Source organism: Cytobacillus sp. EB106-05-05-XG126 (assembly GCF_058791715.1).
The window spans coordinates 85,249-108,017 of sequence record NZ_JBYTDU010000006.1; the positions used below are offsets into that span (position 1 = coordinate 85,249).

At 40.5% G+C, this 22,769-nt stretch carries 28 protein-coding genes; 7 read left to right on the forward strand and 21 right to left on the reverse strand.

From position 1 onward, the window contains the following. The first annotated feature begins 245 nt into the window (after window positions 1–245). Together nagA and nagB are read left to right on the forward strand one after the other, a co-directional pair. Window positions 246–1,433, forward strand: a complete 1,188-nt coding sequence (nagA, locus tag AC3WTL_RS17650; RefSeq protein WP_492369821.1) for an N-acetylglucosamine-6-phosphate deacetylase — start codon at window positions 246–248, stop codon at window positions 1,431–1,433. After that, on the forward strand, window positions 1,430–2,161 hold the full coding sequence (gene nagB, locus AC3WTL_RS17655) for a glucosamine-6-phosphate deaminase (protein ID WP_492369822.1): 732 nt from the start codon (window positions 1,430–1,432) through the stop codon (window positions 2,159–2,161). The genes nagA and nagB overlap by 4 nt, the downstream gene beginning before the upstream one ends. A 148-nt stretch (window positions 2,162–2,309) precedes the next feature. Here nagB and AC3WTL_RS17660 read toward each other — a convergent pair whose 3' ends face one another. Genes AC3WTL_RS17660 through AC3WTL_RS17670 form a run of 3 tightly spaced genes read right to left on the reverse strand, consistent with a single transcriptional unit; the run spans window position 2,310 to window position 3,576 of the window. Continuing rightward, window positions 2,310–2,864, reverse strand: coding sequence for a GNAT family N-acetyltransferase (locus tag AC3WTL_RS17660; protein ID WP_492369823.1), 555 nt, complete (start codon window positions 2,862–2,864; stop codon window positions 2,310–2,312). 27 nt (window positions 2,865–2,891) lie between these two features. Beyond that, window positions 2,892–3,350 (reverse strand): hypothetical protein, encoded by a 459-nt coding sequence (locus AC3WTL_RS17665; RefSeq protein ID WP_492369824.1) that lies wholly within the window; start codon window positions 3,348–3,350, stop codon window positions 2,892–2,894. Window positions 3,351–3,384: 34 nt separating this feature from the next. Beyond that, window positions 3,385–3,576: a hypothetical protein gene (locus AC3WTL_RS17670; protein ID WP_492369825.1), complete on the reverse strand. Its 192-nt coding sequence runs from the start codon at window positions 3,574–3,576 to the stop codon at window positions 3,385–3,387. 147 nt (window positions 3,577–3,723) lie between these two features. Between AC3WTL_RS17670 and AC3WTL_RS17675 the strand changes: the two genes are divergently transcribed. Next, entirely contained in the window at window positions 3,724–4,191 is a 468-nt protein-coding gene (locus AC3WTL_RS17675; protein WP_197214119.1) for an SRPBCC domain-containing protein, read from the forward strand. A 35-nt stretch (window positions 4,192–4,226) separates the two neighbouring features. Here AC3WTL_RS17675 and AC3WTL_RS17680 read toward each other — a convergent pair whose 3' ends face one another. Together AC3WTL_RS17680 and AC3WTL_RS17685 are read right to left on the reverse strand one after the other, a co-directional pair. Beyond that, window positions 4,227–4,430 (reverse strand): ChaB family protein, encoded by a 204-nt coding sequence (locus AC3WTL_RS17680; RefSeq protein WP_035325486.1) that lies wholly within the window; start codon window positions 4,428–4,430, stop codon window positions 4,227–4,229. A gap of 294 nt (window positions 4,431–4,724) precedes the next feature. Next, a complete protein-coding gene (locus AC3WTL_RS17685; protein WP_197248660.1) occupies window positions 4,725–5,201 on the reverse strand; it encodes an Lrp/AsnC ligand binding domain-containing protein in 477 nt (158 codons plus the stop codon). A 208-nt stretch (window positions 5,202–5,409) separates the two neighbouring features. Between AC3WTL_RS17685 and AC3WTL_RS17690 the strand changes: the two genes are divergently transcribed. Continuing rightward, complete coding sequence (locus AC3WTL_RS17690) at window positions 5,410–6,339, forward strand: DMT family transporter (RefSeq protein ID WP_492369826.1); 930 nt, start codon at window positions 5,410–5,412, stop codon at window positions 6,337–6,339. Window positions 6,340–6,412: 73 nt separating this feature from the next. Here the strand turns inward: AC3WTL_RS17690 and AC3WTL_RS17695 are convergent, their stop codons facing one another. From AC3WTL_RS17695 to AC3WTL_RS17715, 5 genes are all read right to left on the reverse strand, one after another. Then, the gene (locus AC3WTL_RS17695) at window positions 6,413–7,963 is read right to left on the reverse strand and encodes a BCCT family transporter (RefSeq protein WP_197214116.1); all 1,551 of its coding nucleotides are present in this window, start codon (window positions 7,961–7,963) and stop codon (window positions 6,413–6,415) included. Between the two features lie 335 nt (window positions 7,964–8,298). After that, on the reverse strand, window positions 8,299–9,390 hold the full coding sequence (locus tag AC3WTL_RS17700; protein ID WP_252220736.1) for a tartrate dehydrogenase: 1,092 nt from the start codon (window positions 9,388–9,390) through the stop codon (window positions 8,299–8,301). Window positions 9,391–9,408: 18 nt separating this feature from the next. Next, complete coding sequence (locus AC3WTL_RS17705) at window positions 9,409–10,857, reverse strand: aldehyde dehydrogenase family protein (protein ID WP_252220735.1); 1,449 nt, start codon at window positions 10,855–10,857, stop codon at window positions 9,409–9,411. Continuing rightward, the gene (locus tag AC3WTL_RS17710; RefSeq protein WP_222499970.1) at window positions 10,850–11,935 is read right to left on the reverse strand and encodes an aromatic ring-hydroxylating oxygenase subunit alpha; all 1,086 of its coding nucleotides are present in this window, start codon (window positions 11,933–11,935) and stop codon (window positions 10,850–10,852) included. Before AC3WTL_RS17710 ends, AC3WTL_RS17705 begins: the two co-directional genes overlap by 8 nt. Window positions 11,936–11,968: 33 nt before the next feature. Continuing rightward, window positions 11,969–12,988 (reverse strand): NAD(P)/FAD-dependent oxidoreductase, encoded by a 1,020-nt coding sequence (locus AC3WTL_RS17715; protein ID WP_252220734.1) that lies wholly within the window; start codon window positions 12,986–12,988, stop codon window positions 11,969–11,971. A 181-nt stretch (window positions 12,989–13,169) separates the two neighbouring features. Here AC3WTL_RS17715 and AC3WTL_RS17720 point away from each other — a divergent pair, with 181 nt between their 5' ends. After that, entirely contained in the window at window positions 13,170–14,558 is a 1,389-nt protein-coding gene (locus AC3WTL_RS17720; protein WP_252220733.1) for a sigma-54 interaction domain-containing protein, read from the forward strand. 45 nt (window positions 14,559–14,603) lie between these two features. On the opposite strand, the gene AC3WTL_RS17725 is transcribed toward AC3WTL_RS17720, so the two are convergent. Continuing rightward, window positions 14,604–14,900 carry a hypothetical protein gene (locus AC3WTL_RS17725; protein ID WP_492369827.1) on the reverse strand — a complete coding sequence of 99 codons (297 nt, stop codon included), beginning with the start codon at window positions 14,898–14,900 and terminating at the stop codon, window positions 14,604–14,606. Window positions 14,901–15,139: 239 nt separating this feature from the next. Here AC3WTL_RS17725 and AC3WTL_RS17730 point away from each other — a divergent pair, with 239 nt between their 5' ends. Further along, on the forward strand, window positions 15,140–15,580 hold the full coding sequence (locus tag AC3WTL_RS17730; protein WP_035325478.1) for a cell wall hydrolase: 441 nt from the start codon (window positions 15,140–15,142) through the stop codon (window positions 15,578–15,580). Window positions 15,581–15,611: 31 nt separating this feature from the next. Here AC3WTL_RS17730 and AC3WTL_RS17735 read toward each other — a convergent pair whose 3' ends face one another. From AC3WTL_RS17735 to spxA, 7 genes are all read right to left on the reverse strand, one after another. Next, window positions 15,612–16,208: a hypothetical protein gene (locus AC3WTL_RS17735; RefSeq protein ID WP_492369828.1), complete on the reverse strand. Its 597-nt coding sequence runs from the start codon at window positions 16,206–16,208 to the stop codon at window positions 15,612–15,614. A 323-nt stretch (window positions 16,209–16,531) separates the two neighbouring features. Then, window positions 16,532–17,137: a hypothetical protein gene (locus AC3WTL_RS17740; protein WP_492369829.1), complete on the reverse strand. Its 606-nt coding sequence runs from the start codon at window positions 17,135–17,137 to the stop codon at window positions 16,532–16,534. A 330-nt stretch (window positions 17,138–17,467) separates the two neighbouring features. Continuing rightward, window positions 17,468–17,878, reverse strand: coding sequence for a hypothetical protein (locus AC3WTL_RS17745; RefSeq protein ID WP_492369830.1), 411 nt, complete (start codon window positions 17,876–17,878; stop codon window positions 17,468–17,470). A 125-nt stretch (window positions 17,879–18,003) separates the two neighbouring features. Further along, window positions 18,004–18,228, reverse strand: coding sequence for a fatty acid desaturase family protein (locus tag AC3WTL_RS17750; RefSeq protein WP_252220723.1), 225 nt, complete (start codon window positions 18,226–18,228; stop codon window positions 18,004–18,006). Window positions 18,229–18,422: 194 nt separating this feature from the next. Continuing rightward, on the reverse strand, window positions 18,423–18,752 hold the full coding sequence (locus tag AC3WTL_RS17755; RefSeq protein WP_197214105.1) for an IDEAL domain-containing protein: 330 nt from the start codon (window positions 18,750–18,752) through the stop codon (window positions 18,423–18,425). 84 nt (window positions 18,753–18,836) lie between these two features. Then, window positions 18,837–19,250: an RrF2 family transcriptional regulator gene (locus AC3WTL_RS17760; protein ID WP_035325467.1), complete on the reverse strand. Its 414-nt coding sequence runs from the start codon at window positions 19,248–19,250 to the stop codon at window positions 18,837–18,839. An 84-nt stretch (window positions 19,251–19,334) separates the two neighbouring features. Next, window positions 19,335–19,730, reverse strand: a complete 396-nt coding sequence (gene spxA, locus AC3WTL_RS17765; RefSeq protein WP_222499982.1) for a transcriptional regulator SpxA — start codon at window positions 19,728–19,730, stop codon at window positions 19,335–19,337. A gap of 224 nt (window positions 19,731–19,954) precedes the next feature. Between spxA and pdxR the strand changes: the two genes are divergently transcribed. After that, window positions 19,955–21,388 carry a MocR-like pyridoxine biosynthesis transcription factor PdxR gene (gene pdxR / locus AC3WTL_RS17770; protein ID WP_492369831.1) on the forward strand — a complete coding sequence of 478 codons (1,434 nt, stop codon included), beginning with the start codon at window positions 19,955–19,957 and terminating at the stop codon, window positions 21,386–21,388. A gap of 38 nt (window positions 21,389–21,426) precedes the next feature. On the opposite strand, the gene AC3WTL_RS17775 is transcribed toward pdxR, so the two are convergent. The 3 genes from AC3WTL_RS17775 to AC3WTL_RS17785 form a co-directional block, all read right to left on the reverse strand. Beyond that, the gene (locus tag AC3WTL_RS17775) at window positions 21,427–21,867 is read right to left on the reverse strand and encodes a GNAT family N-acetyltransferase (RefSeq protein ID WP_222499987.1); all 441 of its coding nucleotides are present in this window, start codon (window positions 21,865–21,867) and stop codon (window positions 21,427–21,429) included. A 238-nt stretch (window positions 21,868–22,105) separates the two neighbouring features. Next, window positions 22,106–22,543 (reverse strand): YfmQ family protein, encoded by a 438-nt coding sequence (locus tag AC3WTL_RS17780; RefSeq protein ID WP_163139510.1) that lies wholly within the window; start codon window positions 22,541–22,543, stop codon window positions 22,106–22,108. Window positions 22,544–22,565: 22 nt separating this feature from the next. Further along, window positions 22,566–22,757 (reverse strand): hypothetical protein, encoded by a 192-nt coding sequence (locus tag AC3WTL_RS17785; RefSeq protein ID WP_163139512.1) that lies wholly within the window; start codon window positions 22,755–22,757, stop codon window positions 22,566–22,568. Between the last annotated feature and the right edge of the window lie 12 nt (window positions 22,758–22,769).

A 22,769-nucleotide genomic window follows, 5' to 3' on the forward strand; every position in this document is an offset into this window, starting at 1 on the left:
CAGCTGCCGAAGTTCAATGAGGTTGAAATCGGTTTCAATTCTTTTCATCATTTTCCCGAGAACACTGAAAACACGTTCAAATTAGAGTATGTGTCTACTTTTCATTCATTCCTGATAGTAGAATATTTACTGGAATGAAGAACCCGCCGCCGGGAAAACGGAATGCTCTTGAAGCATTCATTATTGAATACTGTAGAGATTAGCGAGACTTAGCCAGCTGATCTGCAAAAAGGGAGTTGTTTACCTTGAAAGCTATCTTGCTTAAAGGAATGCAAATATATGCGGAAGACCAAAAGATCGAAGAAGGTTATATTCTATTGCAGGATCACAAGATAATCGGGATTGGGCCATCCACGGATTTGCCAGCATCAATGGGGGTTGAAGTGATGGAAGTTCCATCTTCCTTTAAGGCCATTCCCGGCTTAATTGATATTCATATCCATGGAGTAAATGGTGCTGATGTGATGGATGCCTCAGTGGAGGCATTAGAGACCATGTCTGACGCTCTTCCTAAAGAAGGAACAACCAGTTTCTTAGCCACTACAATGACTCAGAGCCAAGCAGCCATTGAAAAGGCTCTAATAAACGCTGGGAGCTATATACAGAAGTCTCAGCCTCCCGGTAAAGCGGAAATCCTTGGCGTCCACCTCGAAGGGCCATATGTCAATAAGTCCAAAGCTGGCGCTCAGCCTGAGGAGTTCATTAGAAATTCCAGCATTGAGCAATTTAAAAAATGGAATAATCTCGCAAATAAAACAGTAAAAATTGTTACACTGGCTCCTGAACAGCCAGGCGGCATGGAAATGGTGAAATACCTGGATGAAAACGGCATTATTGCTTCTATCGGCCATTCCGATGCCACATATGAAGAAGTCTCCCAAGCTATTGAGGCTGGTGCTAAACATGTCACACATCTATTTAATCAAATGCGCGGCCTGCATCATCGGGAACCCGGTGTAGTGGGTGCTGCTTTGCTTCGTGAAGAATTAACAGCAGAATTAATCGCCGACGGTGTTCATGTACGTCCTGAAATGATGAAGCTTGCCTTTCAGCAAAAAGGCGAAAAAGAACTGATTCTTATCACAGACGCCATGCGTGCCAAATGCTTGAAAAATGGAATCTATGATCTTGGCGGACAGGCTGTAACGGTTGAAGACGGGAAGGCTCTTTTACAGGATGGGACCCTCGCAGGGAGCATTCTAAAACTCGGAAATGCAATGAAAAATATGATGGCTTTCACGGGCTGCTCACTGGAAGATGCCATCCAAATGGCTTCTGTAAATCCGGCTAAGCAGTTAAATGTCATTGACCGCAAAGGAACCCTTAGCATTGGAAAAGATGCTGATATCGTGATATTGGATGAGCAGCTTGAAGTAGCCATGACATTTTGCCGCGGAGAGATTGCCTATCATCGAGGAGGAGAACAGCTGTGAAACTCTTACAAGCAAAGAATTATGATGAAATGAGTCAAAAAGCAGCGGAATTTTTAATCGAAAGAGTTCGCCGCAGCCCTGATATTAAGCTGGGATTGGCAACAGGCGGTACCCCAGTTGGATTATATGATCGAATGATAGACGATCATCAAAAGAAGCATACATCCTACAGGGACGTAACAACATTTAATCTGGATGAATATTTGGGGCTTTCTGGTATAGACCCGAATAGTTACCGTTATTTTATGGACAAGCATTTATTTAATGATATTGATATTCAAAAGGAGAATACTCATGTTCCTTCTGGGGATAAAATCAATCCCCAGCAGCAATGCAGGGACTACGAATCTCTGATAAAGAGACATGGAGGCATTGACCTTCAAGTTCTGGGCATCGGCAGCAACGGCCATATCGGCTTTAATGAACCAGGAACATCCTTTGACTCCGAAACACATATAGTCGAATTAACACCTTCCACACGCAAAGCCAATGCAAGATATTTTAACAGCATGAATGAAGTTCCCTCTCATGCCATTACCATGGGAATTACGAGCATTATGCGCAGCAGGGAAATACTATTGCTTATCTCGGGAGATGCAAAAAGTGCAGCTTTAGAGCAGCTCTTGGAGGGAGAAGTAAACGAAAGCTTCCCAGCATCAATATTAAAAAAACACCCCGCTGTGACCATTATTGCAGACGAGGCGGCTTTAGGTAAAATCCTTGTATAAACTGGCTCGAGGATCGTTCCTTAGTAAATAAGGAGCAGAGTACACGACCAAATGGAACGGCATTAAAGAAGTTTTTCCTCACTTTGTATGAAGGATGAAGGAAAACTTCTTTTTATATAGTTAGATAACCAGACCCTATCCTCCTATTTCAATGGCGAAAAGTATGGATAGAATCAGTCTTGACTCGCCAAATCATATGATGAGCCCCTTCACCCCAGTAATCATTTAACAGGTAGCCTGGTTCTCCAAATTTCTTTTTCCAGACTTTTTGGGAGTTTTTATATCCTGAATCCAAACAGAATTCATCTGCACCCATATTCTTTAAGGCCAAGATGATTGCATCTAATAATTGATTGCCTATGCCTTTTTTCTGATAGTCAGGATGCACGAATACCGTACCCACCTCATAAAGGCTTTTAAGTGCCTGGTCAGTACTTTTAATTATCAGCTCACTGGCTGGACCGTATTCTACTGATCCAACGATTTTATCTTCACTTAATGCAATTAGAAAATACCGATCTTTACCGCCGCTTTTCAAGTCCCGATTCAGGCAGTTTTCCTTGGCTTTAATTTCTTCCTCCATGTCTTCAAGCAAACCCCCAATACCTTCTTTTAGAAATGTATCGGTTATAACTATTCTAAAGAAATGGTTCAGATCTTTTACATCCTCTGCTGCTGGTCTTCTTATCATGACATTATTCACTATATTCTTCCTTTCAAGGCAGACCTGTTACCCAAGAATGACCACATTCCCTGCATATTGTGCACTTCCACTATCAGAACGAAGATACACTTCTATTACATATTCACCTTTTTCTTCAGGAAGAGAAAAAGAACGATAGTCATATAAGGCCAATTGAATCTCCTCATCATTTTTCCATAGGGAAACTGATAATTCTTCTACCAAAAAATCTTCACTGTCAAACAGCAGATCTATTTTTTGTCCGCCTTTATAGGAGAGTGCTTCCTGTTTTTTCGCAAATGATATTATATCATCTGTCTCTTTCTTGATCTGTTTGTTATTTTCTCCTATCCAATCAACATTTGCTTCCTTTAATTCTGCTGACTGTACACTATCGGTGTTGGAGAGAGTTACAGCTGGCGGAGTGAAATCATATTCTTCCGCTATGCAGCCTGTCAATGCCATAACCAGCCATAACCCGGCAGCCAGTTTCCAAAGATAGTTCATTTAGCACCTCTATTTATTAATAATTGGCCTGGATTCAGTCAACCCCGCCTCCGCACCCGCCGCTATCTCCTCCGAAACTATCACAGTTATCTGATCTGCTGCTATAATCTCCTATATAATGATGGGAGGAGGAATTCCCACTATCATAAGTACGTTTTGATGGTTTGGATCCGCTAATACCAATCACAATAATAAGAAGCAAACCCATAATAATTATTCCTGACATGTCCATCACCCCTTATTTCTCTATACGGATGATGGCTTATTTAGTTTCAGAAAATTTACAAAATAATAACCTTTATTAAATTCCAGCAAGCTTTGCCGAAAAAACTAGTAAGATGCTTTTGATTAAATAGAAAATGAGGATTTTAAAATGGAAGAAATTCTAGTTTACAGGTATGAAGATGTCATTCACGCCCCGATTGATTTGGTTTTTAAATACGTGGATGACGATGAAAAAATAAAGCTCTGGAATACCATGCTGATCGAAAACATTTATGACAATGAGGAAAACAAACCAGTCCCGCAGCCTGGGACCAAGTTTGTTACCGTTCAGAAATTGGATAAAAAAATCCTCAAAATCGAATCCGAGCTGATCGAATATGAAGCTCCCTATAAAGTGGTTATGCACTCCCATTCCAAAGAGGGATTAAGCATTTCAAGGTATCTCTTATCAAGGGAACATGACGGGACGCGTCTGATTGTAGAAGCAAGCCTGATTCCGAGCAGCCTCTTTTATAAGCTGACAACCAAACTTTTAGGCTGGACGGCTAAATTTGTGTTTGAAGATCAATACCAGAACTTGAAGAAATATGTTGAGAATGAGGCGGAAGAAGATTGAAAAAGGTGTCCTCAAACGGGACACCTTTTACCTATTTACTCTTCCTTTTCGACCCATTTATCATCATCATTCTTCTCATATTTCTTCTTCACTGCACTCCAGGCCACCTTAAAGGCCGTTTCTTCTTCGTCATACTCTTCACTTGCAGAATTAAACGCTTCCTTAAAGATTTCCTGGGCGTGATGCGGAAGATTGTCTTTAACAGAGTCTGGCAGATCGCTTAGTTTATCGTATGGCATTTTTGTTTCCTCCCCTGCACAAGTACTTATATGTATTTTTCCTGATTATGTTTGTTTTAAACACAGACAAGAATACCCTCATACGGAAAAGTTAATCGGCTGCCCGTCCATCGTTTAAATCCAATCTTTCACATAAGCCACTAATCCGATCACAGAACCAATTGCTGCGCCAAAAAGCACATAATACCGGGTTTGGAGCTGTGCGAGCTTTTTCGTCAACCTAATCCCTCCTGAACTTTGTTTCTAGATTCTACGATTTTTTCTGGAAAAGGTTTCAATTTTCCCAAAACAATGCTATTCCTGAATCGGCAGTACCGTCGAATCTTTTATCTCCCTCAGCGCAAGGCTGGTCTGTATTTTCGTGATTCCCAATTCATTCAGCTTCCTGATAAACATCTCCAGCCCCTTGCGATCCTTGCACGCCACTTTCAAAAGATAATCATACTCTCCTGTTAAACAATGACATTCTAAAACTTCCTTCATGGATTCCAGCGTCTTTTCAAGAGATTCCAGTTTTTCCGCCTGGTGCATATTGGTGCTCATAAACACGAAGCATAATAAATCAAAGCCCAGCTTCTCATGGCTTAGAATAGCGACATGCTCCTGGATATACCCTTCCGCTTCCAGCCGCTTAATTCTTGCATGAACAGCCGGAGCTGACAGGTTCACCCTTTTCGACAGTTCCAGGTTGCTAATCCGCGCATCCTTTTGAAGCAAATCCAAGATTTTTATATCCAGGTGATCCAGTACCTTACTTACAATCGATTCCACTGTCCATCCACCCTTTTCAATTATTCCAAATCCTTTTCAAATCACATACCAAAACTGAATTTTTCATACTTATTATCTAATAAACTTTTAATTATTTTGAATTAACTTCATTATACAAAATTTTCTTTTGTTTAATATAAAAAATGTTAAAATTATTCATATAAACAATGTCATTGTGCACAATGGCTCTGAAAAGGGGCTAAATGACGTGAAATATTATCTTCTCCTTTTATTAACAAGCTTACTTTGGGGCGGAAATTTTATTGTTGGAAAAACGCTTGTGGACCACGCATCTCCTATTACCTTAACCATGTTAAGATGGACCATCGCCATTATCTGTCTTGCTCCTCTTGTCTGGCATAAAGAGAAACGGCTCCTGCCGCCGAAAAATGCCATCCTGCCATTATTGCTGATGGGTATCACGGGCGTTGCTTTGTTTCAGGCTCTGCAATTCATGGCACTTGAAAAAACATCAGCTACGAATGTTGGGTTAATTTCAACCTTGAACATGTTTTCGATTGCTGCCTTCTCTTTCATTTTTCTAAAAGAAAAAATGAATTCACTTCAATTCCTTTCTATGTTTGTTTCATTATTCGGCGTTCTGATTGTCCTCTCAAAAGGGAATTTGGAATTATTATTTTCAATGACATTTAATGCAGGAGATCTCTATATGATGGCAGCTGTAGGTATGTGGGGAATTTATTCTGTCAGCAGCAAATGGGCGATGAGGAACGTCTCACCGATGATGTCAATTCTATACTCTGGCATTTTCGGCCTTCTTGTCTTGCTTCCTTTTAGTGTTTCCAGCTTCACGGTATCGAACATAAATGCTTCTTTTATTCAATCCATTTTATATACCGGCCTGATTTCGACCGTCCTGTGTATGGTCCTTTGGAATATCGGAGTGAATAAACTTGGCCCCAATACCTCTGGATTGTTCTTGAACTTTAATCCCGTTTTTACAGCCGTTTTGGCATTTGCTTTTTTAGGGGAAGAAATGACCTGGATTCAGACTGTGGGCAGTTTCATTGTGATTGCTGGTTGTATTTTATTTACAATACTGAAAAACAAGCCATTTAAAATACTAATTAGAAAAATGGCAACACGTCCCCCTCTACCGGTTAAGCAAAGTCACTAATAGAATACGCAAAAGTGCCTGTCTCTTCATTCATATGAAGAGACAGGCACTTTTTATATTAATTAATCCAAAATTATGCTTTTTTCGTTGTCACCTTTTTTCTAATATCAACTATACGCTCCTGCTGACTTTTACTTACTCTCATCATTTTTAGCTCATCCTTCAATCCTTTATAAGTTGAATAACACATCACAAGCATTAGAATAGCTAATGGAATAGAAGTTGCTACTAAGGCAGATTGCAGCCCTGACAAACCGCCTGTCATAATTAGTACAGCTGATACCGCTGCAATGACAATACCCCAAATGATTTTCGTTGAGTGAGATGGATTCGGATTTCCATTTTCACTGATCATCCCTAATACGAAAACAGCTGAATTGGCAGAAGTAATAAAGAAAACAAGTACTAACACCATTGCTAAAATACTTAAAAATACACTCATTGGAAAATAGTCAAAAAACTTAAACAAAGCAGAGGTTACGTCAGTAGAAACTGCCGTGGCAATAGCGTTCTCCCCCATGTTTTGAATCAGATCAATGGCTGATCCGCCCATTACAGCAAACCAGAAGAAAGCCCCTATAACAGGAATGAAGATAGCCCCAACCATAAACTCCTTAATGGTTCTTCCCTTTGAGATTCTGGCTACGAAGCTGCCGACAAGAGGAGCCCAAGCAATCCACCAGCCAAAATAAAACAGCGTCCAGCTTGCAATCCAGGATCCCTCACTATAAGGTTCTGTCCTAAATGACATCCCAATAAAGTTTTGAGCATAATCCCCTATGCCTTGAACGAAGATTTTTAATATGGATTGAGTCGGCCCCAGGAATAGTATGAAAGCCAATAACGCAAATGCCAATGCCATATTGAGGTTTGAAAGGTTCTTCATAGCCCCTTGAAGGCCTGAAACCGTAGAACCCACATATATTAAGCTAACAACCAGAATGATAGCCATTTGAGAGTAGAAGCTTACTGGAATACCCCATAGATAATTCATGCCGCTATTCACTTGCAATGTACCAAAGCCCAGTGAAGTTGCTATTCCAATAACAATTGATAAAATAACCATAATATCGATCATTTTGCCAAAAGGCCCTCTAATTTTGTCGCCTATTAAAGGGTAGAATACAGAACTTAAAGATGCAGGGAGCTTTTTGCGGAATTGGAAAAAGGCCAAAGATACTCCTACCACAGCGTAACACGCCCAGGCTGAGACTCCCCAATGAAGATAAACAAACTGCATGGCTAACTTTGCCGATTCTTCTGAAGAACCTTTTCCGAACGGAGGGTCAATATAGTATGAAACAGGCTCTGCTACACCCCAAAATACCAGACTGATGCCAATGGAGGCACTAAACAGCATGCCTACCCATGTAGCTGTTTTATACTCTGGCCTGTCATCGTCTTGACCTAACCTGATATGCCCGAACTTTGAGAGGCCAATATACAGGCAAAAAGCAAAAAAGAAAAATACACTGGCCAAAATAAACCAGCCTAAATTATTATAGATAAACTCCAAAGAGTTATTGGAGAAACTCTCTAATTTTTCAGGAGCAAGCACCCCAACACTAATCAAAGCCAAGCTTATAGCTAATGAGGAATAAAAGACAGTTCTTTTACTGTTCATATCAACACTCCTTGTCAGATATTGAATTTTCAGTAATTTAAATGTAAGCGGTTTCCAATCTCTTCAAAAAAAGCAAGACTATTCAGCAGAGAAATTTGCGATTAAAACCTACACTTACGTAAGGTAAATCAAACTGGCGCGCAAAAAATAGTAATCTCTTTCGGTAAGTTTTTGGAAAAATCGGTCACTCTGCGGCACCCAGTATTCTAGTATATATAAGGTGACAATAGGTTTAAAGCAGCCTGCTAATAAAAGTTAAGTATAAAAGAAATAGGAGAAAAATCAACCTATACCATAGGAAGAAACATTCTTCTTCCTATGATATCCATTGACTTTTAAACACCTATTTTTCCCGCTGATATACGGGTATCTATGAGGTCAATGATTCGATCGGCCACTTCACTTGTAGAAGCTGTTCCTCCCATATCAGGTGTCAGATCCTGATCTTCTATCAGCAGCTCTTCTATTGCATCGAGTACTTGCTTCCCATAGTTTTCATACCCGAAGAAATCCAGCATCTGGCTGGCAGACCAAATGGAAGCCAGCGGGTTGGCAATCCCCTTTCCGGCAATATCAGGAGCAGAGCCATGAATAGGCTCAAACATGGACGGATATTCTCTTTCAGGATTAATATTGGCACCAGCTGCAAGCCCAATTCCTCCCGCAATGGCAGCCCCCAGGTCTGTTAAGATATCTCCAAATAAGTTGGATGTGACGACCACTTCAAACCTTTTTGGATCCTTAACCATCAGCATGGCAGCGGCATCGACCAGATAGGAGGCAGTTTCCACATCAGGGTACTCAGCGCTTACTTTTTCAAAAACCTGATCCCAGAACACCATTGAATAATTCAATGCATTTGCTTTCGATATGCTTGTAAGAGACCTGCCCTCTTTACGGGCTGTTTCAAACGCATACCGGATGATTCTTTCCGTTCCTTTACGGGAAAACACGCTGTTTTGCAGTACAACTTCATTCGGCTTCCCCTTAAACAGCCATTCACCCGCACCAGCATACTCTCCTTCGGTATTTTCGCGTATAAATAGCATATTGATATCTTCCCGTTTTACATCCACTAAGGAAGTTTTTGCCCCTTTCAGCAATTGGACAGGCCGGATATTCACGTATTGCTGAAACTCTTTGCGGATTCTTAAAAGCAAATCCCATAACGAGATATGGTCAGGGACGCCAGGAAACCCGACTGCCCCCAAGTAAATGGCGTCAAACTCTTTCAATGTCTCTATGCCATTGTCTTCCATCATCTTTCCATGCTTAGTATAAAATTCACATCCCCATGGAAAATAAGTGAAATCAAAGCTGAAACCTGAATCAATTTCCGCCACTTTATTCAATACTTTAATCCCTTCGCCAATCACTTCAGGTCCGATTCCATCTCCTGCGATCACCGCAATCTTATAATTTTTCACAGAATTCTCCCTTCACCTTCAGTTATTATTCCAGACAATTAATTTCATTTCGGTCATTTCTTCTATTGCATATTTGATGCCTTCCCGTCCGGTGCCGCTTTCCTTTACACCGCCATATGGCATTTGATCAACACGGTAGGTTGGAACATCATTGATTATGACTCCCCCAACATGCAGCTCCTGTGAAGCATATAGGGCGTGCTTCACATTGTTGGTGTAAATTCCCGCCTGCAGTCCAAACCGCGAGTTGTTGACTTGCTCAATGGCTTTCTCAATGGAGTTGAATTTATTTACAACGACAACGGGGGCAAAAGCCTCCTGGCAGGATACTTTTAAATCATGTTCGGCATTTGTAATGATTGTAGGCTCAAGTACTCCATTACGAAGGCTTCCGCCAGCCGTAATCTCAGCGCTGCTGCTCTCTGTTTCCTCAATCCAGCCCAGAACTCGATCAGCCTCTCCTTTTGAAATTAAAGAAGAAATATACGTATCCGGCTCAAGCGGATCGCCAACCTTCAGCTGCTTTGCGGCCCTAGTAAATTTTTCTGTGAACTCTTCATACACATCTTCATGTGCATAGATTCGCTGAAGCGAAATACAGACCTGCCCCTGATTTGAAAAAGCCCCCATAATGCAGCGGTCAATGATTCGATCAACCTCCGCATCTTTATCAATAATCAATGCTGAGTTAGAGCCCAGCTCCAATGTTGTTTTCTTTAAACCTGCCCTGTTGCGGATCCCAATCCCTACTTCAGGACTGCCGGTGAAGGTGACCATGCTGACGAGGTCATTTCTGACAATTTCTTCTCCCACTACACTTCCAGGTCCGGTCACAACGTTTAACACCCCTGGCGGAAGCCCTGCCTCTTCAAATAACTCTGCTATAAACAATGCCGAGAGCGGCGTCTGAGAGGCTGGCTTTAATACCACTGTATTGCCTGCTGCAATCGCTGGACCTACCTTATGAGCTACAAGATTCATAGGGAAGTTAAAAGGAGTGATGGCTCCTATGACCCCAATCGGTTCCCTTAATGTATAGCCGATCCGGCCAACACCGCCCGATGCAGCATCGAAAGGAATCGTTTCTCCGTGAATGCGCTTCGCTTCCTCAGCGGAAAATTTATAGGTTTCGATTGTTCTGGCCACTTCCGCTTTTGAAAACATGATCGGTTTGGAAGACTCACGGGTAATGATCTCTGCCGCTTCATCCGCTTTTTCAGTCAAAAGAGAAACCACTTTTTCTAAAATCTCCGCTCTCTTAAAGGCAGGCATTTTTGCCATCAACTGTCTGGATTCATACGCAGCTTCAATGGCCTGTTCAGTCTGTTCTTTGCTGGCCATCGCGATTTGGGCAATTTCTTCCCCAGAATAAGGTGAATAAAGGGATGTGTAACGGTTTGCTTCCACTTTTTCTCCATTAATCATTAAATATTTCTTAGTTGGCTGAACTCCGGTTAATTTACTCATTTAGGGCCTCCAATACCATTTCATGAAATTGAACAATTGCCTTTTCTGAAGACGAATATCTGCCTTTATTGAACGCTCGTGAACGGAAGCCAATCTGCTCCAATTCCACCAGCTCAATATCCTCTGAACGGACCTGCTCCGCGAAAGTCATTAAATCCTTTTCTGCCTGTGAGAGGTTTTCATCGCGGAAGTAATAAGTATAGACAGCCATGGATGTCTCATGATCAATCGGAATGATTTGAATGGTCGCCATATTGCCTGGTCCAGGGTAAATGGTCAGCATCAAATTTGGCCAAAGCCAGTAGAATTGGCCGCCTTGCATTTCCGCTTCATCTAAATTAACCGTTCCATACTTTTTATCCGGCTTTACAACCGTTCCTTGCATGGAATAGTTCTCACACGTAATAATCTGATAATCATTCATATCCAGTGCCGCCACGAAGCTTGGATGAGCAACATGGCAATGGTCACACTCCAAGTAGTTATCCATAAAGGCCTTCCAGTTTGCCTTAAATGTACGTGTTTTTTGGCTGGTTCTTTTTAGCTCACTCAAAAATGTATTCTTGCTTAATCTTTCGAAGAAATCTCCATATGACTCGCTTAATGGCTTTGCATTGTCATCCAAATTCACAAAGATGAGTGATTCTAAAATTTCCATTCGCACAGAACGCAGACAGGCATCCTTTACACACGCCTCATCTTCTCCTTTGAAGTTAGGAGCTTTATTCAGCTGGCCATCAAGCTTGAATGTCCAACCATGATAAGCACATTGAAGGATCTTCTTATTTCCGGCTTCATTTTTTTCAAGCTTTGTCGCCCGATGCGGACAAACATTATAAAAAGCACGAACGACTTCATCTTTCCCGCGGTTAACGATAATCGGCTCCCCCGCCACCTCCGCAGTAAAAAAGTCTCCGGCCTTTTCCACCTGGCTAACATGCCCAACGAGCTGCCAGGACTTTGCAAAAACAAGGTCCATCTCTTTGTCTAATACTTTCGGATCTGTGTATTTGTCATAGGTTAATGTTCTTTCAAACGTACGGTTTGTTGCATTTTGCACTTTATTGTAAGCAGTCATGATATATCTCCCTCTAATATGAATTTTTATAAATTAAATGGCTGAACCGGTTTTTTCCTTATTCGCCATCATGCTTGTACTATGGAGCGGCTGTACTTTTGAAGCTGGGTCAATATAAACCTTTGCATTACTGATAGCAGTCGGCGCCTCCCCAAAGCCGCTGGCAATCAGCTTTACTTTGCCTTCATAGGTGCAGATGTCGCCTGCTGCATAAATCCCGGCAATATTCGTTTCCATTTTGGAGTTTACTAAGATCGCATTTTTCTCTATTTCCAAACCCCAATCTTTAATGGGACCCAGAGAAGATACAAATCCAAAATTCACTAGTATATCATCTGCCGGAATGAGCCTTGTTTCTCCGCTGTTTGTGTTTTCCACCATCACGTTTTCTATTTCATCTGCTCCAGCCAGTTCCAGTGGGATATAAGGCGTCAGCACTTCCACTTTGGAATCTTTCAATTTTTCAACACTATGCTCATGAGCCCGGAACTTATCTCTCCTGTGAATCAGTGTTACTTGTTCGGCTATCGGCTCGAGCATCAATGCCCAGTCAACAGCGGAATCTCCGCCGCCAAAGATGACCACCTTTTTGCCGGCAAATTGCTTTAAGTCTTTAACAAAGTAATGAAGGTTTTTGTTTTCATATTTTTTCTCGCTGTCGATATTTAATTTTCTTGGCTGAAAAGCACCGTTTCCCGCGGTAATGATCACTGCCTTCGAATAATGGATGCCTTTATTTGTTGTGATTGCAAATGACCGGTCAGACAGGCGGGAGATGCTTTCAACTGATTCTCCTAAACAAATGCTTGGTTCAAATTGATTCATTTGCTTTAATAAATTATCTACAAGTTCTTGCGCTCTTACCTTTGGAAAACCAGCGATGTCATAAATATATTTTTCTGGATATAACGCTGATAGTTGGCCGCCAAGCTGCGGCAGGCTCTCGATCACTTTCACGGAAGCCTGGCGCATTCCCGCATAAAAAGCGGTAAATAAACCAACTGGTCCTCCGCCAATAATGGTGATATCGAGTATATTTGGGGTATTTCCCATTCCCTAACCTCCTTTATGTCGTTCTATACTCCTTTTCAATGCAAGTACTGTGCCAATAGTGCAAACCCTTTATAATTAAACAAAAGATTAAAAATATACTGAAAAACAAGTGATATTGAGTTAAAATGGACTCATTACGCAGATTTATCCGAACCAAAAATGACTCAGGAGGGATCTTCTAATGAAAATGCCAACAAATACAGGCAATGTAGAAATGACACTGGAGACCTTGTTAAAAATTCTCGATTATTCGTCAGATGAGATCTTTGTTTTGGATGGAGAAATGCGGATTTTATATGTAAATAAGGTATGTGAGAGGCATTACGGGCTTAAGCCAAAAGACATCATCGGAAAGTACAATGTGGAACTTTTTGAAAAAGGCTACTGGAAACCTTCTATTGTACCTGAGGTCTATCGGCGGAAAGAGCCGTGCTACATGAGACAGCAGACCTATATCGGGGCAGAGCTGATGACTACGGCCATCCCGATCTTAAATAACAAAAATGAAATTGAACTGGTTGTCATTACATCTACAGAAATACAAAAAATGAAAATAATGAATGCAATTGAGGATCAAATTGAGTCAAAATCAACTCAGCAGGATGAAGATGAGGAAATCACCATTGTGACCAATAGCGGGGAGATTAAAGGAATATTGGAGTTTTGCAAAAAAGTAGCGCCAACTGATTCAAATATTCTGATTCTCGGTGAATCCGGAACTGGAAAAGGTGCCTTCTCTCAATATATTCACAAAGTCAGCAATCGAAATAAACGACCTTTTCTTGCTATTAACTGTGCGGCCATCCCGGAAGAATTATTGGAGTCAGAACTATTTGGCTACTCAAAAGGCGCCTTCACCGGGGCAAATAAGTTAGGAAAACAAGGATTAATAGAAGCAGCGGACGGCGGTACCATCTTCCTGGACGAAATCGGCGAAATGCCCCTATCCGTGCAGGCTAAGCTTCTCCAGCTTATTCAGGAAAAACAGTTTATCCCTGTAGGAAGCAGCGAAATGAAAAAAGTTGATATCCGCATCATCGCGGCTACCAACCAGAATCTGCAGACTATGATTGAAAACAAGTTATTTAGAGAAGACTTGTTTTATCGCTTAAATGTCATTGACATTCACCTGCCGCCATTACGGGAAAGAAGAGAAGATATCATCCCGCTTACCTACAATTTCCTGAATAAATTCAATCATAAATATAATGATAATAAAGTCATTTCTGAAGAATGCCTAAATATCCTTACTCACTATTCCTGGCCGGGAAATGTGCGTCAGCTTGAAAACCTGATTGAAAGATTAGTCATCATCAGCAACTCTATTATTCAGATTGCAGATCTCCCTGACATGATCAAGGAAAGTACTAATCAAGCAGTCTGCCCATCTCATTACACTACTCTGGATAAGGCTTTGGATGAGACCAAAAGAAACCTGGTAAGACGATCCTATCAGATTCATAAATCCTCCAGAAAAGTAGCAAGCGACCTTGGAATCAGCCAAACAAAAGCAGTTAGGCTGATTAAAGAGTATTGCGGGACAGAGGGACAGGTTCATCGTTCCAGTTAAAAAATTGGGGAGAGGATACCTGTCTGTCCCCTTTTCCCTTTCTTATTAGTGAGCTATTGAATTAGTTGCCAGGTAAAAAGCCATACTGATGCTAACCCCGCATAGAAGAATTAACATTATATAAAAAACCTTTCTCCAAAATCCGCCTAAGTAGTAGATGCTTACTAGAAGGTAATAAATTAATGCACATCCTAAAATAAACAGAAGAAATTCTTTTGTTTCTTCCTTTGATGGCAATGGGGTCGTCACATTTGTTAAAGCCATACCACCGAAAATAAATAGGCCTATACCATATAATAAATTTTTCCGGCTTACTTCTTTTTTATCATCTTTAGTTTTCAAGATTACTACCCCCTCAATTAATGGTACGAATCCCCAAAAAGAAAGTTTCACCCAATGTTTACTTTTCTGCATTTCTCTAACAGACATAGCATATAAATTAGCAAGCTCATAAACTCTAATATTTATATATCTAATAAGGGGGTGCTGAACGCGATGCAGTTTGCACCCCCAATTAATATTTTCTCGAGTTAACATGTTTGCAGAATTTCTTAATACAATTCCTTTAGAGGTGATAAAAAGTGCCAAGGGTACAATATACCGACAGCGATGTGGCTTTAATGGCCAGGATGATGAGAGCAGAGGCCGAAGGTGAAGGAAAATTGGGTATGCTGATGGTTGGGAATGTAATCGTCAACCGCCGAAAAGCTAATTGCCTCGATTTTGAAGGCTTAAGGACCATCCCGCAAGTCATTTTTCAGGTGCAGGGAGGGAATTATTCTTTTGAAGCTGTACAAAAAGGAAATGTTTTTTATAACAGGGCACGAAGTGTGGAAAAGAGGTTGGCCAAACAAACGTTAGATTATTGGAGACAGCATCCTTCCAAGTTTGCTCTCTGGTATTTCAATCCGTACGCTGCATGTCCGCCAACATGGTACGATCAGCCTTTCTCCGGGCAATTCAAACAGCATTGCTATTATGAGCCTAAGGCCAATACATGTGAAGGCGCTTATATTTGGTGAACATGACCCCCACGTTTTGTGGGGGTATTAGTTAATTCCCATATGTTTTTTCAATGGCATCTGAATAATTATTATCTATAATCAGCATAGGTTCCTGTATAGATTCCAGGAGCCTTTCTATTTCGACAGACTCCTTTTCTGCCTCTTTGCTGACATTTCGATACACAGAAATAACTGCATCCATTTTTTCTTTTTCTTCATCACTTATCCGATATGACCGATTTTCCAGAAGCTTAATAGTCATGCCATCTATAAACATATCAACGCGAAACAAACTATATTGAAGCAAATTCCAGTCATCGATCTCATCCTCCATATGTAAAGTGGACATACGGGACAAATAGGAGTAAATACTCCTGCTCTCACTGCTGACAACCCTCCAAGAGTCAAACAATTCGGCTTTCTTTTCATCCTCTTGCTCAATAGGTATCTGTGTGAATTCCACCAGCCGATGAGCCAAATTGTCTCCAATTGCAGATATAGTCCGCAAATGCTGATAATTTTGTTCCTGACTTTGCTTCATATGATTTCTGTAATCGAGATTTATAAAAGTGCTATATACAAAATAGGAAAATAATAATGTTACTATAATTCTCTTTAAATATTTCTTGGTATTCCTCTTCTTCATAGAATCCTCCCCTGTAACTACTCCTTCACAAAAATAAAAAGCCGCCCTCTGGCAGCTGAACTAATTGGCAAAATTGATTATCACTGCTCCCCAATAAAGAAAACTCATAGTTAGAAAAACGAATGCAAATGCGGCTATTGCTTTTGGCAATTTACCATATTTATGGATCAATGCACACCCCATTACAATGTGAATAATAGCAAATAGAATCAGGTTCATTTTTCCACCTCTTTCCTAAAGGGTATCATCACTAAAAGTGGTAAGTAAACCCAAAATCCATATCTTGAAAAGGCTGTCGACTTAACAGCCTGTGAAAAATTCTCTTATTCCCCTGCACAAACCTCTTCCGGCTTCATGTACACCTGCTTCCACTCCCCATCTCCAGCTTTACGAAATTGAGCGATTTCTATGTCGGTCCCATTGGTTAAAAGCGCAAAGAGAATGCAATAATCCGCTCCGTCCTTACCATGAAAATAAATGCTCTTAATGTACTCATTTCTAATCGTTGGGTAAATATGCTGTATTAAAAGGCACCAATGCCCATACTTTACCTCAACAACCGCTTCCCCATCATGATTCCAGCCATGGTATGGCGCACACAGGAAATCTTCCTCTATTCTGCTCATCTCAGAAATCCGAAAACCTTCCTGTTCCTTTACAAGACTGATAAAACCATAAGAATATCCAAAGTACTCAGCTTTCTTGCCTTCAGCACCTTCAATCGTTTCAATTTCATAAAAGAATCTAATTCCCCGCATTCTATCCGGAACTCGGCATAGCTTTATTAAACTTGTATGCCCGATCCCGGAAAATATATGAACATATTCTTTATAGCTTAATGTTTTCTGATATTCCTGAGACAAAAAGTTATAAGCAATGGGAAAAGGAAGTTTGGCCTGGCCTATAGTGCCACAGCCCCTGTCGTACATATTTTCAGCTTCCCGCAAAATACTAAAATAGTTGAGAACCGTGTCTTCGGGGGTTAAGCTCAATTGAGGAGGAATTTTGATTTGGTCATAAGTTTTGTCATAGAAGGGAGCTAAGAACTCCCAGGTGCTAAACCTTAGATTTAACGCTCGCAAGCAGGACGGGCGGAAATATTTTTGATGATAGGCTTCTATATCTTTTTGGTATAGTCTACACATATTCATCACCCCGATTTCAGTTTATGGGCAATGGAGGGAATGGTGTATTGTGAAATTTGCATCTTGGGATTCCATTGTGTTCGGACAAACACAGGCTAACTCGGACAATACACATCAAATTCCACCAGCATCCATAAGATACACGCCACCCATAAACACAACCCAGATGAAAACCGGCAAACATAATGATTTTAAAGCATTTCTCCAGCCGCCGATTTGTTTACGGCGTAAAACAATATCCGTAACAAAAAATAATACAGCTGCAGCTAAACTTAAGCCACGCAAAATTAATCCAAAAAGCAGGTGAAGAAGTAATGAAATATAAAATTCCAGTTTCCTGTTTGTATGATTCGAAAAAAACAAGGATATGCAGTCACTAATGACGGAAGTTACTGTGCCATAAACCAAAATGACCGGGAAGCTGTACAGAAGATAGAAGGGAATGGACAGCATAACTCCCTGAAAATACTCGCCAGCTGAATTAACTTCTCCGGCAAACGCATCCGCTGCAATCAGACCTAACAAAACGGCGAACAGCGACCCTGCTATAGATGCAGTTATTATTTTTCTTGCCAGCATTTGACTGATAGTGTATTTGATATAAAATCATCCCTTTTAATAAAATTGCACGATTACTCACATGCGACCTTTCACCAAATAAAAAAAGCAACAAAAACTATAAAAAATGAAACAGCTACATTTAGATACCCATACTGTTTTCTGCCTTTTATAAACTCATCCGTCCCCATCACCATCATAAACAAGCTTAACAAAAACAAATTAAAGGGCATCCACTCAAAGTTATTAGTAATTAACATATAAAGTGCTAAAGGAATAATAATAACGGACATAACTATTCGTAATATTTTTATCAAAGGCTATCCTCCCAATCCGCCATTATGCGATATTAAATCTTACAAAAATAGTGGTAAATACCCTGAAATACTATATTCGAAATCCAAGCCCTAATCCCTCTTAAATTAGTATATTATTGGATAATCTGCACAATAAAACAAAGTGCCTGCATCCACCTGCTGATAAGCAGACTGATACAGGCACTTCCCCTGACTTATTTAACATCCTTCACAAGCTCTCTCATTGAGTTTAGTTTTGTGGTCAATTCAAAGAACCATTCTTCATCTCCAGTGGAAAGAGCAAGATCAATCAGGAAATGAATCTGTTCCTTGTTGGCCACTTTCGCCGCCGGCATTTTCTTAACCTGTTTGCTCTGCAGGGGAATGATTTTGCCTTCAATGGTTTTATTATCACTCGAAATCACCTTTGTCTTAATAATTCCTTCTTCAAGGTTCTCGATATAGCCAATGATTAGTTCCCCTTCATGGGATTTCCCCTTGACCCAATCTCCCGTTTTTAAAATGGCATTATGGTTGGACATCATTTCATTCACCTTCTTCGAAGTGTTTTTTTAAACTGTAACATTTTTTATTACATTTCAGCTGCTGGAAAGCTTGGAAGCTCCCAATTATTTTTCTTTATGGATAAGATCAACAATATCTTTTAAGGTATAGTGCTTCAAATATTCTCCCAAATGTTCCTCTGCACCTAAAAAGATGCTGATCAGAACTCTTTGCATATTCGCACCCACTACACACGCTTCATTTGAATCCGGACACTTCGGCTGAAGTGCACCTTCAGATGTAATCTTATAAATATCCCAAAGATTCACTTCACTTAAATCCCGGGCAAAAATAAATCCGCCGCCCGTTCCCTCTTTTGATTTGATAAATCCATGTTTTTTTAATAAACTCAGGACTTTTCGGATGCGGACCGGATGGACACCTGCACTTTCAGAAATCGCATCGCTCGTTGACATGCGATCCAGTTGCAGAGCGAGATAAGTTAGACTGTGAATGGCAAGAGTAAAATCGCTATTCATGGCCGGCCTCCTATATTTCTGATACTGTACTGTAAGACTAAGTGTTACAGAATGACTTGTCAAGAATATACAGACTGGCGCTGTCTAGTTAGCCAATCTTTGCAGTTCATTGTATGAAAACGCACGAAACTTCCGAGGAAGGAAGCTGCGGATTTCATCCTCGTTAAAGCCTACCTGCAGTCTTTTTTCATCCAGTATAATCGGTCTGCGGAGCATTTGCGGGTTATCAATGATTACTTGATATAACTCTTTCAGCGGCATTGAATCAATATTCACGTTCAGCTCCTGGTAAGCTTTTGATTTAGTTGAAATAATCTCCTCGGTCCCATTCTCAGTAAGACGAAGAATCGATTTAATTTCATCGACTGTAAGCGGCTCCGTTACTATGTTCCGTTCCACATACTCAATTTGATGCTCCTCAAGCCACGCACGTGCTTTCCGGCAGGAACCGCAGCTGGAAGATAAGAATAGATTCACCATTTAAAACACTCCCTCTATTGTATTCGTCTTTTTAAAATGTAATAATAAAAATTACAGTTAATACACCATTAATCTGCATTCATTTATTTTACAGGGTATACTGTAATAATAATATTTACAGTTACAAAAGTCAACATGAACTTTTACTCAATATTGCAGCCGATAATTTTTCTAAGAGCTGATATAATATTACATAACTCATTTTTTATAAAAGGATGTTTCAATTGGATTGGAAACCTGATAGAAAATCAAAAACACCTATTTATAAACAGCTGGCGATTTATATAGAAAACGGAATAGCAGATGGCACCTTCCCGCTAGACAAACCTCTGCCCTCAGAAAGAGGATTAGCAAAACAGTTTGATATCAATAGAAGCACGGTTGTTGCTGCATATGATGAATTGGAGTCAAACGGGATCGTCGAACGAAACCGGGGAAGCGGTACGATGGTCAGCAAGGATATTTGGGGAATGGCGAAAAGACGTATTCCAAGCTGGAACCGGTATATTGAAGCAGGCTCCTTTTTGCCCAACTTGCCAGTCACACAAAGGATACATAAAGAACTGGCAGAGACAAAACTGATCAACCTGGCCAGCGGGGAACTCTCTCACGACCTCTTTCCTTTGGCTTCTCTAAGAGAAATTACTTCCAATCGCTCTTTTATCGGTACACTGGGGTACGATCACCCGCAGGGAAATGAAATTCTAAGAAGTACACTGGCTGATCATGTAAAAGAGTACCGGGACATCGAGACCAGCCCTTCTTCCATACTTATTACATCCGGTGCCCAGCAGGCCCTGCACCTTGTCGTCCAATGCCTCTTAAAACCCGGGGACTCTGTTGCCATCGAGGATCCCTCTTATCACTACAGCCTGCCAATCTTTAAATCAGCCGGAGTCAAAACCTTTTATTTAAAAACAGGCAAGCATGGAGTAAATCCTGATGATATTATAGCCTTATATAAAAAGTATCGAATAAAGATGATCTTTTTAAATCCTATTTTTCAAAACCCCACAGGCACATTGCTTCCTGAAGACAGGCGCAGAAAAATCCTTGAATTGTCCTCTGAATACGGGATTCCGGTGGTGGAAGATGATCCTTACAGCCTAACACCCTTTACCGGTGAAAAAATGAATACACTCAAATCCCTGGATCGCAATGGCATTGTTTTATATATTAGTTCTTTGACCAAAATTGTCGCTTCCGGGCTTAGAATCGGCTGGATCATTGGCCCCAGATCGGTAATTGAGCGGTTATCAGATGCCAAGCAGCAGGTGGATTTCGGCCATGGAAGCTATTCGCAATGGATTGCGAATGATTTTATTGAGTCCGCAGGCTTTGAGTCACATTTAAAATTTCTGACCAGGCAATTGGAACAGCGGAGAAACTCAATTGTTTCAAGCCTGAATCATTTTCTGGAAGACCAAGTGGAATTTAGTACACCGCAAGGCGGAATACATCTTTGGTGCCGGATCAAAAAAGAGCACAATGAAAATCAGCTGCTTGAAGAGTCAATAAAACGGGGTGTCATATATGTTCCCGGAACAACCATGGGATCCGAGAAAGGGTTCGTTCGATTTACATTTGGCAGGGAAAATGAAGCAAACATCCATGAAGGGATTAAACGGTTTGCCGAGGCTCTGATAAATCTCGAATAATGAAAAAACGCCTGTTGTCAGGCGTTTTTTCATTTTCATTAAATACTTAATTCATAATGATAAAATTGCTCATCCCGCGTAAACCCGATTTTTTCATAGAGTCTTTGTGCAGATATATTATCATGAGCCGTACTCAGGCTGAGACTCACTGCCCCAGTTTCAGCAGCGAGATCTTTTGCCTTGTCTATGAGCATTTCCCCTATTCCCTGTTTTCTTGCCTCTGCATCCACATACAAATCATTCAGGATCCAGGCCCTTTTCATAGATATAGATGAATAAGTTGGATATAGCTGAGTAAATCCAAGATACTTTCCTTCCTTTTTCACCACATATATGACAGAGTCCTCCTTCTCCAAGCGTTCTTTTATGTAATCGGCTGCTGCTGCCAAATCGGGTGCCTGGCTGTAAAATACACGGTATAAATTAAATAAAGCGGAAACTCCTTCTAGATCCTCCATTGAAGCTTGATAGATTTCCATTTTTATAACCACCTTTATAACTTTAATTAAGTAATTATATAAATATTAACAAATGTTTGTAAACTCAATATGTAAATGTATTGATAAAGGCCCAAATTTCTTATGGGTATTTTCTATATGTTACCATAATCAAAGCAGCATGCACGATCAGCATGGTAAGCTGCTGTTAATTACATCCCTCCTGCAGACATAAAAAAGCCTAGATCCAAGGATCTAGCTTTCATTTAATATTCTTAGTTTAACTGGCCTTTATTGCCAGTGAGCTGCTTTGAAGGCTATCAGAAATCAAGCTGTATGCGATTACCTTATTTCTGCGCTGTTTAACCACATCAATGCGGTCCTTATAGCTATATACCAACAGCGTGGCTTCTCCTTCCAGAAACTCAATAACTATAGGTGTTCCACTGATCTCCGGCCGTAAAAAAAGCTGTTCGTTCCCAGGGTGGATATAATGTTTCTTAATAAATATTCCTTCATTGAACTGATTGATAATCTGAAGTTTCTCCTCATCTTCAAGTCTATTATCACCAATTGTGACTGTAACCTCTTTTACATCAAGCTTGGAATGAGTTTCAAATTTCCGGATCAGCCAATTAACCGTGCCCGTCGGCATACAGGTCAGCACAATTTTCAGCAGACTAACGAAAATAATTGAAACCAATACGGCCCATGTCATATTTCTTCATCTCCATCTGTATTTAGATCCGCCAAATATAAATTCCTAGAGAAGCTAATCCGATAAAAATAATTACCACATATATTAAGGTTAAATTGGTGGTGTTCCGTTTTGTTGAATTTCCATAGTTCTCGTCAGCCTTGCCTGTCAGCAGCAAAGTTGAAACCACAGCAAAAATTAAGATAATTAGTACCAGTCCAAGCATTACTCCCATGCTGCGCACCTC